The 18,257-nt window shown below is 41.8% G+C and carries 10 protein-coding genes; 3 read left to right on the top strand and 7 right to left on the bottom strand.

All coding sequences use genetic code 11. From position 1 onward, the window contains the following. Positions 1–4 precede the first annotated feature (4 nt). The 4 genes from BVU_RS06435 to BVU_RS06420 form a co-directional block, all read right to left on the bottom strand. Entirely contained in the window at positions 5–1,042 is a 1,038-nt protein-coding gene (locus BVU_RS06435) for a glycoside hydrolase family 18 protein (protein ID WP_008666392.1), read from the bottom strand. Positions 1,043–1,081: 39 nt separating this feature from the next. Then, positions 1,082–2,002 carry a carbohydrate kinase family protein gene (locus tag BVU_RS06430; protein WP_005838735.1) on the bottom strand — a complete coding sequence of 307 codons (921 nt, stop codon included), beginning with the start codon at positions 2,000–2,002 and terminating at the stop codon, positions 1,082–1,084. Between the two features lie 110 nt (positions 2,003–2,112). Continuing rightward, positions 2,113–2,715 (bottom strand): SIS domain-containing protein, encoded by a 603-nt coding sequence (locus BVU_RS06425; RefSeq protein ID WP_005838734.1) that lies wholly within the window; start codon positions 2,713–2,715, stop codon positions 2,113–2,115. Between the two features lie 17 nt (positions 2,716–2,732). Further along, a complete protein-coding gene (locus BVU_RS06420; RefSeq protein WP_011965115.1) occupies positions 2,733–3,266 on the bottom strand; it encodes a TIGR00730 family Rossman fold protein in 534 nt (177 codons plus the stop codon). Between the two features lie 105 nt (positions 3,267–3,371). Here BVU_RS06420 and BVU_RS06415 point away from each other — a divergent pair, with 105 nt between their 5' ends. From BVU_RS06415 to BVU_RS06405, 3 genes are all read left to right on the top strand, one after another. After that, positions 3,372–4,592 carry a M16 family metallopeptidase gene (locus BVU_RS06415; RefSeq protein ID WP_005849793.1) on the top strand — a complete coding sequence of 407 codons (1,221 nt, stop codon included), beginning with the start codon at positions 3,372–3,374 and terminating at the stop codon, positions 4,590–4,592. 98 nt (positions 4,593–4,690) lie between these two features. Beyond that, positions 4,691–7,147, top strand: a complete 2,457-nt coding sequence (locus BVU_RS06410; protein WP_011965114.1) for a glycoside hydrolase family 95 protein — start codon at positions 4,691–4,693, stop codon at positions 7,145–7,147. Between the two features lie 205 nt (positions 7,148–7,352). Beyond that, positions 7,353–11,240: a hybrid sensor histidine kinase/response regulator transcription factor gene (locus tag BVU_RS06405; protein WP_011965113.1), complete on the top strand. Its 3,888-nt coding sequence runs from the start codon at positions 7,353–7,355 to the stop codon at positions 11,238–11,240. A 56-nt stretch (positions 11,241–11,296) separates the two neighbouring features. Here the strand turns inward: BVU_RS06405 and BVU_RS06400 are convergent, their stop codons facing one another. The 3 genes from BVU_RS06400 to BVU_RS06390 are packed head-to-tail and all read right to left on the bottom strand — an operon-like array spanning position 11,297 to position 18,019. Beyond that, the gene (locus BVU_RS06400) at positions 11,297–12,877 is read right to left on the bottom strand and encodes a sulfatase family protein (RefSeq protein WP_008666399.1); all 1,581 of its coding nucleotides are present in this window, start codon (positions 12,875–12,877) and stop codon (positions 11,297–11,299) included. Between the two features lie 33 nt (positions 12,878–12,910). Then, positions 12,911–14,752 carry a RagB/SusD family nutrient uptake outer membrane protein gene (locus BVU_RS06395; protein ID WP_005849802.1) on the bottom strand — a complete coding sequence of 614 codons (1,842 nt, stop codon included), beginning with the start codon at positions 14,750–14,752 and terminating at the stop codon, positions 12,911–12,913. Positions 14,753–14,764: 12 nt separating this feature from the next. Then, positions 14,765–18,019, bottom strand: a complete 3,255-nt coding sequence (locus BVU_RS06390) for a SusC/RagA family TonB-linked outer membrane protein (protein WP_005849803.1) — start codon at positions 18,017–18,019, stop codon at positions 14,765–14,767. Positions 18,020–18,257: the final 238 nt, after the last annotated feature.

The raw sequence follows: 18,257 nt of genomic DNA, 5'->3' as shown, positions 1-18,257 counted from the left end.
AGAATCAAGGATTCATTACACCTTGATAGACAGCATGGCGTAATGTACCCTTTTCATCATCGCTATCATAGTCCCAGTACATAGCCCCCAGCATCCCTTTCTGATGCAGGAACTGGCACTTGAATGCGATGGACTGGGCATTCTCATAATTAACGACCACATGTCCTTGCGAATTTATCATATAAGGAACTTGTGCCGCACTATCCCAACAACTCTGTAAAGAATCCAAAACGATAATATGACGATAATCCAATAATTCTGGAGCTTCATTAGTCCCATGCCCATAGAACGGAATACCCAATACCAAGCGTCCGACAGGAAAACCTGCGGCAACATGGGCGGCAACCGCATCCTCGCAAGACCATTCCTCAGTCATTTCCGAACGGTACAAGGCCGAATGGTGATTAGGAGATTCCTCCATATCGTATGTCATGATATTGACATAATCCACATAAGGTTCGACAGCCTTTAAGTTGTAATATTTGGCACCTGCCTGTGTAGCAATGGTCAGCAGTTTGTCTTTACCGATAGCATGGCGTATATCCTTCATCAACAAAGAAAAGTTATCAGTATCTTCCGGCGAAAAAGATACACCGGCAGTTCCTATACCGGGATATTCCCAATCTATATCAATTCCGTCCAAATCAAACTGGTCTATCACCCGTTTACAATCTGCGGCAAACGCCATACGTGTACTATCTGTCTGTGCCATCTCACTAAACCGACTGCTTCCCCACCCGCCTACGGACAGCAAAACTTTCAAAGACGGTTTTTTTTCACGCAGCCCCACTACCATTTGCAAACGTGGTTCATTATCTATACGTATTCCTTTGAAATTATCTGTAACATGCCCGAACGCATAATTAATATGAGTCAAACATGCCGGATCAGGCGTACTTTCTCCCCATGAGGTGACATATGCCAAAACCACATATTTCGATTCATTCTCCGCTACCTCAATCTGCGAAGACCGCTTTTTGTCCTGACAGGCAACCATCAGCAGCAAAAAGGAAAGACCTGCTATTAATTTAAAGGTTCTCATACATAATAAAAGAGTTTAAAACAATGAGAGCTATCCGATTTATCTGTAACCGGCAGCAAACTCTTTTGAAATCGAATTATTCAAACTCATACAAACATCGGCACTGAAATCCTTTCCACAACGAATCACATGGTCCCAGTCATCTTCCGACAGTTCATCCAAATCATCCCGGCGGATACGATATTTTAGCAATCCGAAAACTACTCCGGCGTTAAAATTATCTCCGGCTCCCACCGTACTGACAGTCTGCAAAGGATCCACTTCATAATGCTTTTTTATATTCTTTGTATACAGGCGAATTCCTCTTCCACCATGCGTGCAAATAAAATGCGGACAATAAAATTCAATCTTACTTTTATAAACCTTATCCGCATCTGTCAAACCAAACATATTCTCAAAATCCTCAACGGAGCCGCGAATGATATCAGCATATTCAAAATTCTCAAGAATAACAGGAAGCAGCTTTATCGCCTCGTTCTTGTGAGTACTGCGGAAATTCACGTCATAATAAATGATAGCCCCTTTTTCACGAGCTTTATCCAACAGTTCTTTCACCTTATCACGCAATTGAGGCGTTACAGCATAATAAGAGCCGATCATCACAATGTCATCCCGATGTATTTCAGGCATTGTCACATCCAGCCTCAACCGTGGATAATCTTTATAAAAAAGATATTCAGCATCATTCTGTTCATTCAGAAAAGCTAAAGACACAGGTGACTTTCCTTCAGGAAACACGTTCACATGATCTGTGCTTACTCCATTCTCTCGCATAAACTTCAGAATGATATCGCCCACTTTGTCATTTCCCGTTTCACTGATAAAAGTTACATTGACTCCCAAACGCCCCAATGAAATAATTCCATTGAAAACCGAGCCACCGGGAACAGCTGCCGTAGGTTGGCTATCTTTAAAAAGAATATCCAGAATGGTTTCACCTATACCTATTACTTTTCTCATTTTTATATTTACAATTTATATACATAGAACCGGAACACAAAGGACACAAATCCTTTAATAAAATTTTATTTGTATTATTTGTGTCCTTTGCGTTCCGGTTCTATTTTATTTTACTTACTTAACTCGCGTGAACGCTCACCTAAGTACCCTCCATGATGGCGTTTGCTATACTCTTCGATGGTAAAACCGGTCTTTTTCATGGTTTCCACTACCAAAATATCACCTATCACGGTCATAACTGTAGTTGAAGTTGTGGGGGTCATACCCAAAGCACACACTTCATCAGGATGCCCGGTGCATAAACAAATATCAGACTCCCGGGCCAATGGACTATCCGCATTTCCGGTAATAACAATATATTTCAAATTTGGGTTCAAATTATGTGCAAGTTGTGTCAGTTCCACAATTTCACGGGTTTTTCCTGAATTAGAAATCAGAAGCAGCAAATCATTCTCCTGCAAAATCCCCAAATCCCCATGTTGGGCTTCGCTGGGATGTAAAAACACTGCCGGAATACCTGTAGAGCAAAAAGTCGTAGCTATATTCATAGCTATCTGTCCGGCCTTACCCATACCGGTAGTCACCAGCTTTCCTTTTTTACGGTGTATTTGCTCAACTATCAATTCCACTGCTTTCTCATAAGCATCAGTTATAGGAATATTCAAAACAGCCTGAGCCTCTTTCTGCAACAATTCGTGTATAGATGTCATCATAATAGGTTACATGAATATTATTTAAGTAGTTCGGTTAGTTCTCTCAAGTCATTGGCAACAGCAAAATAACTGTTCAACGGATGATGGGCAAAATGCTGCCTCTCCAATCCGGCCAAAAAGTCGATAATGCCATTCCAAAAGCCATTTATATTATAAAAAATTACTTTTTTACGATGATAGTCCAGCGTAGCGGCCGCCATTACATGAAAAACCTCATCCAGTGTACCCACTCCTCCCGGCAAAGCTATCACTACATCCGATTCATTCAACATCACATCTTTACGGTCACTCAAATTATCCGTACGGAAAGTCACATCCACCAAATCGCTGGCTCGTCCACGTTCTTCCAGCTTGGTCGGAATAACTCCCATTATCATCGAACCGTTGTCTTTGGCTGCCTTGGCAATACATTCCATCAATCCGATATTAGCACCTCCATACACTAACGTCTTCTTGTTTTGTCCCATCCAAACGCCCAACTCACGTGCTTTTTCAAAAAACACAGGCTCTATATTCTCGGATGCGGAACAGAAAATAGCAATTTTATCCATCATCTTGTTTTCTGTTAGTAAATACAAATATCTGCATTTTTTGAAGAACGGCAATAACTTTTGTTGTATTTTTGCCAACCGAAACTTATTTGAAGCAAAAAAACAATGTCATACAATACTTTCACCTTGCCTAACGGACTGCGCATTATTCACGCTCCCAATCAGTCTAATGTAGCCTATTGCGGCTTTGCCGTCGATGCCGGAACCCGTGATGAAAACGAACAGGAACAGGGAATGGCCCATTTCGTGGAACACCTTATCTTTAAAGGAACACAAAAAAGACATGCATGGCACATCCTGAACCGCATGGAAAATGTAGGCGGAGATTTAAATGCATATACGAATAAGGAAGAAACAGTGATATACAGTGCTTTTCTGGTAGAACACTTCTCACGGGCAGCAGAACTGCTGGCAGATATTGTATTTCACAGCACCTTCCCACAACATGAGATTGACAAAGAAGTGGAAGTGATTATTGATGAAATACAAAGTTATGAAGACAGTCCGTCAGAACTGATTTTTGATGATTTCGAGGAATTGATTTTTCCCAATCATCCTTTGGGAAGGAATATTTTGGGCAAACCGGACTTATTGCGTAGTTTCAAAAGTGAACACGCCTTGAATTTTACTTCCCGTTTTTACAAAGCTACCAATATGATCTTTTTCATTCAAGGCAATATAGACTTTAAGAAAGTGATACGCACCATAGAGAAAGTGACAGCCGACATCCCTTTTTCCATTACCGAACGCCAACGGACAGAACCTTTTCTCTATATTCCTAAGACATTGACACTGAATAAAGAAACACATCAAGCCCATGTAATGATAGGTAGCCGGGGATATAATGCATATAATGAAAAACGAACCGGACTTTACCTGCTGAACAATCTGCTGGGAGGACCCGGTATGAACAGCCGGCTGAACGTTTCCTTGCGCGAACGCCGGGGGCTGGTCTATAACGTAGAAGCCAATCTGACCTCATACACAGACACAGGAGTGTTCTGCATCTATTTCGGAACAGATCCGGAAGATGCAGACCGTTGCATCGGACTAGTTCATAAAGAATTGAAAAAACTGCGTGACAGCAAACTAAGTTCCTCACAACTGAGTGCAGCAAAAAAACAGATCATCGGACAAATAGGAGTTGCCGGAGACAATTTTGAGAACAATGCATTGGATATGGGAAAAACGTTCTTGCACTATGGTAAATTTGAAGGTCCGGAAGAAGTATTCAAACGGATAGAAATGCTGACAGCAGAACATCTGTGGGATATCGCCAATGAAATGTTCGATGAAAATTATCTTTCAACCTTGATATACCTATAAAAACAGGAAATCACCCTAAATTTCAAACATTACATTTCTCACAAATAAAAATCTAATTGTATTTTTGTAAAAATACCTTTAACTAATATCATTAATTTATGAAGAAACTTCAACTATGCATTTTAGGAAGCTTATTCGCAGCTTCCTTACAAGCACAGAGTACAGATTACACCAAAGGACTGAGCATCTGGTTTGATACCCCTAATAATTTGGACGGACGCGCTTCCTGGTATTCTCCTGCAACAGACAAAGCATGGGAAAACAACTCACTCCCCATAGGAAACGGCAGTTTGGGAGGTAATGTTATGGGATCTATAGCGGCAGAACGAATCACTTTAAACGAAAAGACACTATGGCGCGGAGGGCCGAACACAGAAAAGGGAGCAGCTTATTATTGGAACGTAAATAAAGAGTCGGCACACCTGTTATCCGAAATCCGCCAAGCATTCACAGACGGTAACCAGAAAAAAGCAGAAGAACTTACCTGCAAAAACTTCAACGGACTGGCCGATTATGAGCCAAGCCGTGAAACACCTTTTCGCTTCGGCTCCTTTACTACATTGGGAGAAGCTTACATCGAAACCGGTTTAAGTGAAATCGGTATGACCGATTATAAACGCATCCTGTCTCTTGACTCGGCCATGGCAATAGTCAGTTTTCGCAAAGATGAAGTGAACTACGAGCGTAAATACTTCGTTTCCTACCCCGACAGCGTAATGGTACTGAAGTTCACAGCCGACCGTCCCGGCATGCAAAACCTGATATTCAGCTATGGCAGCAACCCTGAAGCCATAGGTGATATCAAAACAGACGGTCCCAATCGTTTGCTCTATACCGGTCGCCTCAAAAACAACCAAATGAAATTTGCTCTCCGCATACAAGCCATAAACAAAGGAGGAAGCCTGAACACGACTGATGGCAAATTCATTGTCCGCAATGCGGATGAAGTCATTTTTCTGCTGACCGCAGATACCGATTATAAACTCAACTTCAATCCAGACTTCAAAGACCCCAAGACGTATGTCGGTCCTGATCCGGACCAAACAACCCTGGCCATGCTAGACGCTGCCGCTGCCAAAAATTACAACGAATTATGCGAGCGACACAAAACGGACTATACCCAACTGTTTGGCAGAGTCAAACTACAACTGAACCCTCATGCTCCTATGACCTTGCAATATCCTGCCGTTACAGATCTTCCCACCCATCAACGTCTGGCACGCTATCGCAAAGGAAATCCGGACTACCGGCTGGAAGAAATCTATTATCAGTTCGGACGATACTTATTAATTGCCAGTTCACGCCCCGGCAATCTCCCGGCCAACCTGCAAGGAATGTGGGCCAACGGGGTAGATGGCCCATGGCATGTAGATTACCATAATAATATCAATATCCAGATGAACTACTGGCCTGCTTGCTCCACCAATCTGAACGAATGTGTATGGCCTTTGATAGACTTCATCCGTACCTTGGTAAAACCGGGAGAAAAAACAGCCCAAGCCTATTTCGGCGCACGCGGATGGACAGCCTCCATATCCGGAAACATTTTCGGATTTACCTCCCCTTTGACCGATGAAAATATGTCCTGGAACTTTAACCCGATGGCAGGTCCCTGGCTGGCAACTCACATTTGGGAATACTATGATTACACCCGAGACAAAAAATTCCTGAAAGAAGTAGGCTATGATCTTATCAAGAGCAGTGCCAACTTTGCTGTAGACTATTTATGGCATAAACCGGACGGGACCTACACTGCTGCTCCTTCAACTTCTCCCGAGCATGGACCTGTAGACCAAGGAGCTACTTTTGTACACGCTGTAGTCCGCGAAATATTGCTCAACGCCATTGATGCCAGCAAAGCACTGGGTGTCGATTCCAAAGACCGTAAACAATGGCAATATGTACTGAAACATCTTGTACCCTATCAAATAGGACGTTATGGTCAGTTAATGGAATGGTCAACAGACATAGACGATCCCAAAGACGAGCATCGTCACGTCAACCATTTATTCGGACTGCATCCGGGCCACACCCTTTCACCAATTACTACTCCCGAATTAACCAATGCCGCCAAAGTTGTTTTAGAACACCGCGGTGACGGAGCTACCGGCTGGAGCATGGGATGGAAACTGAATCAATGGGCACGTCTGCAAGACGGCAACCACGCCTACAAACTATTTGGCAACTTACTAAAAAATGGAACTTTGGACAACTTATGGGATACCCATCCGCCTTTCCAGATTGACGGTAACTTTGGCGGAACTGCCGGTATCACAGAAATGTTGTTGCAAAGTCACATGGGATTCATCCAATTACTCCCAGCCTTGCCAGACGCATGGAAAGAAGGTTCTGTCAAAGGGCTTTGTGCCAAAGGTAACTTTGAAATTGACATTATCTGGCAGGATGGGAAATTAAAAGAAGCCGTCATTCTGTCCAAAGCCGGTGAGCCCTGCAATCTGAGATATGGTAACCTGACTTTTACCTTTAAGACAACTAAAGGAAAGACATATAAAGTAATGGTTGAGAATGAAAAACTGAAAAAAATCCCCTTATAAGAACAAAAAACAGTCAGACAAATCCCCCCTCATTTTTCAATCTATTTTGTCATTCTGAACACTATGTTATCTTTTACATCTGTTCAGAATGACAAATTATATATAATATCACAGCCATTCGGTTATCAATATCCTCTTTTCGCTTTGAATTTCAAAACCTATTTCTTATATTTGTACAAATATTTGTTTTTAAGACCTTATCTGAATGAGAAAAACCGTCTATGTAATCCTGGTTCTATGTTGTTTTATCATAAAAGCTTATTCCATCAACCGTCCTTATTATCATTTTAAACAACTTTCTATTAAAGAAGGGCTTCCAACCTCTATTATATCCCTATACGATGACAAAAACGGTTCATTATGGGTCGGAACCACTCAGGGAATATATCGTTTCAATGGAGAAAAAATCAAGAAATATAATCTACCGTATTTATTACGTAAAAACAGCCATTACATCAACGATATTTTCGGAGATAATGAAGAGCGGATATGGGCGGTCACCTCACAAGGAATCAGTTATTATGAATATGAGAAAGATTCCCTGCAAATTTTTCTGCGACATAATCAGCCGGTAAAAGCTTCCATTATAACAACTGAAGGAAGCAAGCTGCTGATACCTGTAACCGACACATTGCTTGTATATGAAAAAGAATTAAAACATTCCAAAGCAATCCCTTTAAAAACAACAGGAATCCATATTATCAAGATGGAGCCTTTCAACTCCACTCATTACCTGATAATAAACAATGCATGGGAAATAAAGCTATTAAATAAACATACAGGAGAAATAACTGATTCTCCATTCGGTGAATCATCCAATGCATACGATCTATATAAGGATTCCTCCGGACGTTACTGGGTTTCCTTCTACGGGCAAGGAGTAAAATGTTATAATCAGGATGGACAACTGCTGACCTCCTATAATACCCGTAATTCAAACTTGAGCAACGATATCGTTCTTGATATAACAGAATGGGATAAAGCCATTTGGCTGGCAACAGATGGCGGCGGAGTGAATATAATCTATCCGGACACTCATGATATTCAAATCTTATCAAACAAAGAAAACCGGCAATTCCCTGCCAATTCAGTCACATGCCTATGCCACAGCAACAACCACATGTGGATAGGTATGGTGCGGGAAGGCGTACTAGGAGCAGAAAAAGGTTTTATCACTACCTATACCAAAGCTGCACAAAACCCAGCCTCAGGCTTGTCCGACAAATGCCCCTTATGCCTATGGGAAGATAAAGACGGACGGATCTGGATTGGTACGGACGGAGGCGGTATCAACTGCTTTGACCCGCAAACGGAACGTTTTACCCACTATCCGCAAACATTGGGAGAAAAAATAGTATCCATTTGCCCTTTATCCGAAACCGAACTGCTAGCATCCAGTTTTTCAAAAGGAATCTTCCGCTTCAATAAAAAGACAGGAAACTACCAGCGCTTCTCTCTTCCGGACAAAGATGCAGAAGCAAAGCTGGCAAGCTCCAGTGCACCCACCAATATACGAGTTAATGATCGGAACGAAATAGAACTATACGGTAATGCTTTTTACCGATATATTCCCGGAAGCCAACAACTTATTCCCATCCACTTCAAGAACAAACAATTACAATATTCCTGGATCTATATTGGAAAATACCGTACTTATCCATTTTTTCATGACCGAAACAATGTATTCCAATACAACAAAGAGAAAAACGAATACGAAACCATAGCTTATGAGAAAAATAACCAGATATTAGCTGCAAGCATTGATTCTTTAGGGACTCTATGGATAGCCGAACCTAATGGAGTCACCAGAATTCACCTGCCCTCAAACCGTAAAGAGCCATTAAAGCTACCCGATGGAAATGACGTAATCACTTCTTTAGTCATTGACCATGAAGGCATCGTATGGATGGGGTCATTGGGAATCATATACGCTTATAATCCACATAAAAATCATTTTGTCATCTACAATGAGATGGACGGCATATTACCTAACGACTTTTTAGCCAAACCTGCATTGGTGGCAAGTGACGGCAACATATACATGGGTGGCTCCGAGGGATTGGTACGAATCAACAAAGCTTTAAAACCAGCTTCGGCTCCACCTCTCATCACACTTAAGTTACAAGAAATAGCATTGAACGGCACAACAGTTCACTTCATCCCCCGATCAACTATGGAAATTCCTTATAATTTCTCCTCCCTAAAAATACATACACAACTGGAAGGGGGAAATGTATTTCACAAGCGCATCTACCGGTTCCGTATAAAAGGGCTGAACACAGAATACACAGAAACATCCCGTCCCCATCTTGTTTTACATACCATTTCTCCGGGCGACTATAAAATAACGGTTCAATGTACACAGAACGATGGTAGCTGGAGTCCTGAATTCACTTTGCTGAAATTCACTGTCCTTCCTCCGTGGTGGCAACAATCCTGGTTCATCCTATTATGTGCGGTCATCATCATTCTTTTCATTATCTATATCATAAAAGCTCACGACCGTCAACTGAAACGGAAATACAAGGAACAGGAACGTACCATCTACAAGGAAAAAGTGAAAGCTTTGATCAATATCAACCATGAACTGCGTACCCCTTTAACCTTAATTTATACACCGTTGAAACAACTTACAAACAGCAAACAAATCCCCTATGAACTCCGTGGCAAACTATATGGTGCGTTCAAGCAAGCACGACAAATGAAAAACATCATTGACATGATTCTGAATATGCGCAAGATGGAAGTAGAGAAAAATATCCTGCGCATGTCTTCCACGCCCTTCAACGAATGGTTGCAAAGTATCCTAAATGATTTCAAGGATGAACTTTCGTTACGTAATATCTCATTGGCATTTACTCCTGACACTACCATAGAAACTATGTATTTTGACCGCAGTCAATGTGAAATCGTCGTTAACAACCTATTGACAAATGCCTATAAATTCAGCGAAGAAAATTCTACTGTCACTGTTTCCACTTACCTCGAAGGTAATGGAAGCCGTGTACGGGTAACTATAAAAGATGAGGGAATAGGTCTTCAAGAAGAAGATATAGCCAATTTATTCACTCGCTTCTATCAGGGTAAACATAGCTTTCAAGGTAACGGAATCGGCTTGTCATACGCCAAACAACTGGTAGAAATGCACGGAGGCATCATCGGAGCCCAAAATAATGAAACCAAAGGAGCGACTTTCTTTTTCACATTACCGTATAGACAGGAAGCCGCCGACATTCAATCTACACCTCAAACCTATTTGAATGATGCATTGCATCTATCAGCCGACATCGATTACAAACAACCTCAACAAGACAGCATAGAGAAATTTCATTCTATTCTAATAGTGGAAGATGATCGCGACTTATGTAATTACCTGATTTGCAACCTACAAGTTCTGTTTGAAGAAGTGTATGAAGCTCATGATGGCATGGAAGCTCTTCCTATCCTTACGTCACAACGCCCCCAAATTGTATTAAGTGATGTCAAAATGCCCCGCATGAACGGATTTGAACTATGCCGCTATATCAAACAAAAACCAGACTTAAACTATATGCCTGTGATACTGCTTACTTCCTGTGTCGATGACGCCAGTATAGAAGAAGGATACAAAACAGGAGCAGAAGCCTATATAACCAAACCGTTTGACATGGATTTACTTTCTATCCAGATACAGAATATCATGCATAATCACAACATCGTGAAAAAGCACTATGCCACCATAGATATCCCTATACCCAAACAAGAAAATCTGAATCACATCAATGAGCAGCTGATGCTTCAATTCAGCCGCATTGTCAATGAAAATATCAGCAATGTGGATATGGATGTCAATTTCATAGCAAAGCAAATGGGAATGAGCCGTGCGTCACTCTACAACAAGACTAAAGGAATGATGGATATAGGCATCAGTGAATACATCATAAAATGCCGTTTGGAATATGCCCGTAAATTACTAGATGCCACCACACTGTCCATAAGCGAAGTAGCAGAACAGTCAGGATTCAAGCATTCACGCAATTTCAGCACTGTATTCAAAAATGCAATGGGAATGAGTCCGTCCGATTATAGAAAAAAAGATTCCCGACCTTCTTGAAAACAGAAAGACCGGGAATACTTCATGCTATGTTAAATTTAGGTCAGATTAGGTTGTCAATCCTTGTAAATGTTACGAATAGGGTCATCATACTGAACTTGGAGACGTAATAATTCCGTCTTCAATTCTTTAACCAACTCTTCCGTTCCAGGTTGTCCGTAGATATTATGCATCTCCATAGGATCTTCCTGTAAATCATATAGTTCCCAACAGTCTATGTCATTATAAAAATGCATCAATTTATAACGTTCTGTACGTACACCATAATGGCGGCGGACAGCATGTTCAGCCGGGTATTCATAAAAATGATAATACAATGATTTACGCCAGTCAGGCACTTTCTCCCCCTTCAGCAAAGGCAAGAAAGAAACTCCATGCATATCTGCCGGTACCTCCACCCCTGCAAGGTCCAATATAGTAGGACCATAATCAATATTTTGCACCATTTCATCAACATCACCTTTCTTTCCTCCCGGCAAACGGACCAGCAAGGGGGTACGGAAAGACTCTTCGTACATGAAACGCTTGTCAAACCAACCATGTTCTCCCATATAGAATCCCTGGTCGGAAGTATAGACAATCATCGTATTTTCCATCAATCCGTTCTCTTCCAAATACTTCAAAACACGCCCCACATTACGGTCTATGGAATGGATAACCCGCATATAATCATGCATATATTGCTGATATTTCCACTCAGCCAAAGCCTTACCCGTTAACTTATCCTGTTTGAATTTGGCAATGATAGGATCATAATGCTTGTCCCAAACAGCCTTCTGTTCCGGATTCAGAGCATTATACATATTTCTGCCCGCTTCTTCCAGTCCCGTTGTGGTATGGATCTCATTCTCCTTGTCCGCCATCTTCAGGTCATACACCAAATCCATATCCTTTATAATGCTCATTTCCTGCTTGGATGCAGGAATTCTGCCTTCATATTTATCATAGAAGTTCTCTGGCATCGGATAAGTTACATCATCATACAAGTCAAGGTCACAAAGATCAGGCATCCAGGTACGATGAGGCGCCTTATGATGAATAAAAAGACAGAATGGTTTACTCTTGTCCCGGATGCTGTCCATCCAATTTATTGCCAAATCTGTCACAATATTGGTAGCATAGCCTTCCCTTTGTACCCGTTCGCCATTTTTAATAAATTTCGGATTATAATAATCCCCTTGTCCTATCAGGATGTCCCAATAATTAAATCCGGTAGGTTCAGATACCAGATGCCATTTACCGATCATAGCAGTCTGATAGCCATTAGCCTGAAGCAGTTTCGGGAAAGTCTGCTGGTTACCGTCAAATGTGGTGGTATTATCCGTAAATCCATTGGCATGACTATGTTTACCGGTCAGCATACAGGCACGGCTGGGACCACTCAGGGAGTTTGCCACAAAACTATTTGTGAAACGGACCCCTTCATTGGCTATCCGGTCAATATTGGGTGTCTGCATATAACGTTGGTCATATGCACTGATAGTCTGAAAAGAATGGTCATCACACATGATATACACAATATTCATGCTTTTTTTCTCATTCCCGTCGCTCTCTTTCTTTACCTTGCAGGAAGGCAGCGATGACAACATCGCTGCTCCCGTCAAAGAATACAATACACTACTGGTTATTCTATTCATTTTTATATAACTTTGGATTCATTCATCACTTCCTTACCAACCGGGATTCTGTTCCCACATGCCATCCATTACATTAATCATACGCTCCTGGATAGGCAACAAATAATCCCGGTTCGGTTTAAACTGCCATCCATTCGGCATTGTAGAAGGAGGCACCGGTAATATGTAACGTTCAGCATCATCAGGGCTGCCTGTCAAAAACATATTATTTCCAGATGCCTGGTCATATTTCAACTCTGGCCCGTATTGTTCCGGCAAGTTACTGCCTATAAACAAAGCACCATGTGCGCGGTTACCTATAATCAACTCCTCGGCAGCGGCCCAGCGCATGATATCAAATACCCGACGACCTTCCAATGCTTTTTCCACCCGGCGTTCGCGGCGTACAGCTTGGATATATTTATCCAGATTTCTAAACGGATACTCCGCAGAAGTATTATATTCACGGTCGAAATCAATATCCGGCATACCGGCACGCTCGCGCAAAGGATGCAATATCTCTATAATCTTGCCCGCATTAGCCGCCCCGTTCTTCTCGGCCAGCGCTTCCGCATAATTCAACAAAACATCAGCGTAACGGAACTGAATGGCAGGAGTAGAGCCTTTATATTCCGAGATATAATCTCCAGTATAATCTATCTGTACATGTTTCAACATCACATAACCGGTCATGTTCGTTCCAAATGCTGAACCATCGCCAGCCAACGAGGGGAAACCGACAACGTACGGATTACCAGCCCCAGCAGGTTGCATGCGCTGTCCAGGCAAGGCCACAGTCTGCGACAAACGGGGGTCTCGGACAGTAGGAAGCAACTCCGTAGGATAGACACGCTTGGCATCAAGAAGCTCTTTCCCAACCAAAGGCCGGCCGTCTATCGTCAAATAATCATCTACTAAAGATGCTGTAACCCCCACATTACCTCCACCTGTATTCAAATAACGAGTGACACTATTGCCCACTTGATCTCCATCATACATCTTAAACCAAAGAATTTCAGGATTAGCAGTCAGATCAGGAGTTTCAAAAATGCTCCTATAATCATTCTCCACATTTCCGGTATTATATATTTTCCATACTCCCCGTTGACGCACTTCTTCAGCAGCAGCGATAGACTGATCCAAATAGTTGTCTATCTTTGCCATTAACTCTGCCTCTCCAAGTTCCGTATCATAAAACTTTTCGGGTTTGTTTTTTTCCTTAGCATAATGCCATTTTTCCCATGTAGCCTCAAAGAGAGCGACTTCACTCTTCAACGCACGGGCTACATCCTTGTGCAGACGCATGGATGACGAATTATTCTGCTCCTTCATCAGTGAAATGGCCATATCCAAATCTGCCAAAATCTTATCGGCAATAAATGTACGGCTCTCGCGAGGCAACATCATTACTTCCAGATTTGGTTCTAGCGGGGTGTCTACCCATGCCAACCGACCATAGTCTGAAAACATGGAATAATAAAACCAAGCACGGAAATAATAGGCCTCACCCATCAGATGATTATACTCTACACTGCCTTTTTCCGGACAGTCACCGGCATTATTTATCAAAAAATTAATGTTACGAATATGTGTATAATTATCTAAAGCCACCGCATTGCTCAACGAAGTTAATCCCATCAGGCGCGAATTGACAGCAGCAGATGCCAAATTATCACTGTTAACATCATTACCGGCAATACCACCTCCACCACCAGCCATGAACCCTTGCGTACGGACACCAAATTCATAATAGCGGTCTATATAGTTTCTTATTTCGCCTGTACTGCGAAACGGTTCGGCCGTAGACAATACTCCCTCGGGCATTTTATCCAAATCATAGCAAGCCGTAAAACAGAATGCCAAAGCCAGCCCCAATAATATATTTCTTTTTTTCATAAGATATCAAAATTATAAATTAACAATAAAGCCTAAGGACAATACGCGGTTCATCGGATAGTTCTTTCCTCCCTCACTTGTATATGAGTTGGAACTAAAAATGGCTTCCGGATCAAACATACCTTTCAGTTTGGTAAATGTCAACAGATTCTCTCCGGAAAAGAACACCTGCACTTTCTGCAAGCCAGCTTTGTGTACCCATGCATTAGGCAGGTCATAGCTTAAAGTCAGATTCTTCAACCGGCAATAAGCTGCATTCTGCAAATACAAATCAGTACGCTGTATATTTTTATCCTGATAAGGAGCTACTCCACCCGCAGAATTAATATAAGGTTTCGGATAATAAGCTCCCGGATTGTCCGGTCTCCAATAATCCATATGTTCCTTGAAAACAGTAACTTGAGCATAAGGTCCAAATCCCCAGAAATATGCGCCACCGGCAACCCAGTCACGTTTGCCCACACCCTGGAACATAACACTCAGACTTAATCCTTTCCAACTGATATATCCATTGAAAGTGTACTGATAACGTGGGGTTGTATTACCAATTATAGTCTGGTCTCCCATATCACCATCCACCAGTCTATTGTCTCCCCTGTCAATGACTTTATTGCCATCCAGATCTATATACTTCACATCTCCCGGTTCCCACAGTTTTCCACTGATATAGCTTAAATCATACTCCGCATTGTAAGCGTCAGCTTCTTCTTGTGTCTGAATCAGACCTTCGGCCCGATATCCCCATATTTCACCTACTTTACGGCCTGTATACCAGCTTCCGTAAGGATCATTCTTTTTAGCATTAGCATATTCCGTCACTTCGGAAACAGCATCTGAAACCGACCCTCCGACACTATAATCAATATCGTTACCTATTTTTCCACGATAATTCAAAGACAACTCCCAACCACGGTTACGCATACGGGCGTTATTAGCCTGTGGAGCTACCGCACCAAACATATCGGGAAACTCCAGCCCCGGTCCCAACATATCTTTTGTATCACGCTGGAATATATCTACGGTTCCGGTCAAAGCGTTTCCAAAGAAACCAAAATCCAATCCGATATTTTTGCTTTCCACCTTCTCCCAAGTAGTATTCGGGTCAATAACAGGAGCGGGATTGGTATAAATATGACGACCGTCGCTAAATATATATCCTCCCAAACCACCATTCAGTGACATATTGGAAGCAAAAGTATATAAACCGGCATCTGCCTGATTACCTAACAAACCATATGATACACGCAATTTCAAATTAGAAAGGAAATCGGCTGCCGGTTCCATAAATTTCTCCCGATAAATATTCCATCCCAAAGATGCGGAAGGGAAGAATCCCCAGCGGTTTCCTTTAGCAAAGCGAGAAGACCCATCATAACGGCCGTTCAATTCCAACAGATAGCGACCGTCGTAGTCATAATTGATACGCCCAAAAAAGCCTCGTGTAGCCCATCCGTTACGAGTATCCACTACCACTTTATCACCTGTACCCATACCCAAATTAGGGTTATTTGTAGAATACAAGCCTGTAATAGAGTTCTTCATATAGCTATAATCATTATCCTCTTCTTGATACCCCCCCATTAATGTAAAGTTATGATGATCATTCAGAGTGAACTGGTAGTTTGTATAAAGATTGATAGTCTGATAACGGGTACGTCCATAAGTACGTGTAAACTTACCGTCTTCCACTACTCCCAATTCAGAACGCGCCACTTTGGTCATTGTCACCCCATCTTGCTCATAAATACTGGGAGCCACATTCAATGCTTCATACTCCAAGTTCATTTGCTTATAAGTATAATCAAAGAAAATAAACCAGTCTTTCAGCGGTTGCAATTCAAAACCTGCAGTGATATTAAAACGGTCACGTTGCGTATCTGTATACGTTCCACTCTGCAAATAAGGAATCATAGACAATTCCGTAAAATGTCCATTAGGGTCAATAACCGATACCGTAGGACGGAAACGTGCCAAACTATGATAAAATCCTTCACTCAAACCACCGTCAAGTCCAGTTTTCGGATCTTCATTATTAAAAGGAGTCCTATTATCCGAATGCATAAACTTAGTGTTGAATTTCAGTTTCAACCATTTAGTCAATTCTGAAGTGATATTGGCATTAACCGTATAGCGTGTATAGTCCATATCAGCATAGCGCAAAATACCGTCCTCATTATAATAGCCTCCGGAAACATAATATTGTGCTTTCTTGCTACCCCCGCTAAAACTGAGATTATGGTTATGCTTAAAGCTATAATTTTTATAGTGCAGATCAAAATAATCCGTATTTCCCAATCCGCGTTCCGAGTTTTCGAATGCGGCATTCAATGATTCACCCGGTGCCAAATCTCCCCACGGGTCAATACTGGACGGATCTCTCATATATTGTTCCAAATCAGCTATTTTTTGCTCACTATACATACGGTTAGCAGCTCCTGTATTGCTGACACCGTCATTCCAAAACTTCACAAAGTCAAGTGAATTCACCATATCCGGCAGCACAGTTGGAGCACTCCATCCTAATGTACCTTGATAACTGGCACGCATCTTTCCTTCTTCACCTTGTTTAGTTGTCACCAGAATCACACCGTAAGCTGCACGTGCTCCATAAATAGCACAAGCCGCCGCGTCTTTTAATACAGAAATATTCTCGATGTCATTCGGGTTTACATCTGAAAGAGACATTTCCACACCATCTACCAATACATAAGGAGCAGAATTTCCAGACAAGTTGCCTTGACCACGCAAACTCAACGAACCGGTAGCGCCAGGACGTCCCGATCCTCCATTGCTTACTGACAAACCCGGAACTAAACCTTGCAAACTCTGTGTTGCATCCACTACCGGACGATGTTCCAACGCATCTCCTTTCACAGAAGCGACAGATCCGGTAAGATTCACTTTTTTCTGCACACCATAACCTACCACAACAACTTCATCCAACGTTTCGGTATCCTCAGCCAAGACAATACTGAAACTAGTTTTTCCATTGATTGGAAGAGTTTGCGTAGCATAACCAATATAAGACACGACTAGATTTCCTTTGGATGGAACATTGGAAAGCATAAAATTACCATCCAAATCGGTTATCGTACCGTTTGAGGTTCCTTCAATTAAAACACTGGCCCCAATTACAGGCTCCTGACTGTTTTTGTCAATTACCTTACCACTGATGGATAAGGATTGAGCTGTCACCATCGGCGAGAACAAAAACAGAATAGCTGTCACCAATCCAAGGACTGAAAGCAGTTTCATTTTTTTATTCATAATAAAAGAATTTAAGGATTAATTAGATTAAAAACTGTTGCAAATATAGGCGTTCCCATTCCGCCAGCACCTCTTTATTTGTCTAATTAGGGATATTCAGTAAATGTCTCTAAAAAATAAGATGGCATATGAAGATGATAGGGCATGACCATTTCATATGCCATTCTTATTGTCATTTTTCCGTGCTTTCTCACATACTTCTATCCGACAGGACATGACGTTCCGGAAGAAGTCTGAT

The organism is Phocaeicola vulgatus ATCC 8482 (genome assembly GCF_000012825.1).
GTDB lineage: Bacteria > Bacteroidota > Bacteroidia > Bacteroidales > Bacteroidaceae > Phocaeicola > Phocaeicola vulgatus.
This window is presented reverse-complemented; position numbering and strand designations above follow the sequence as displayed.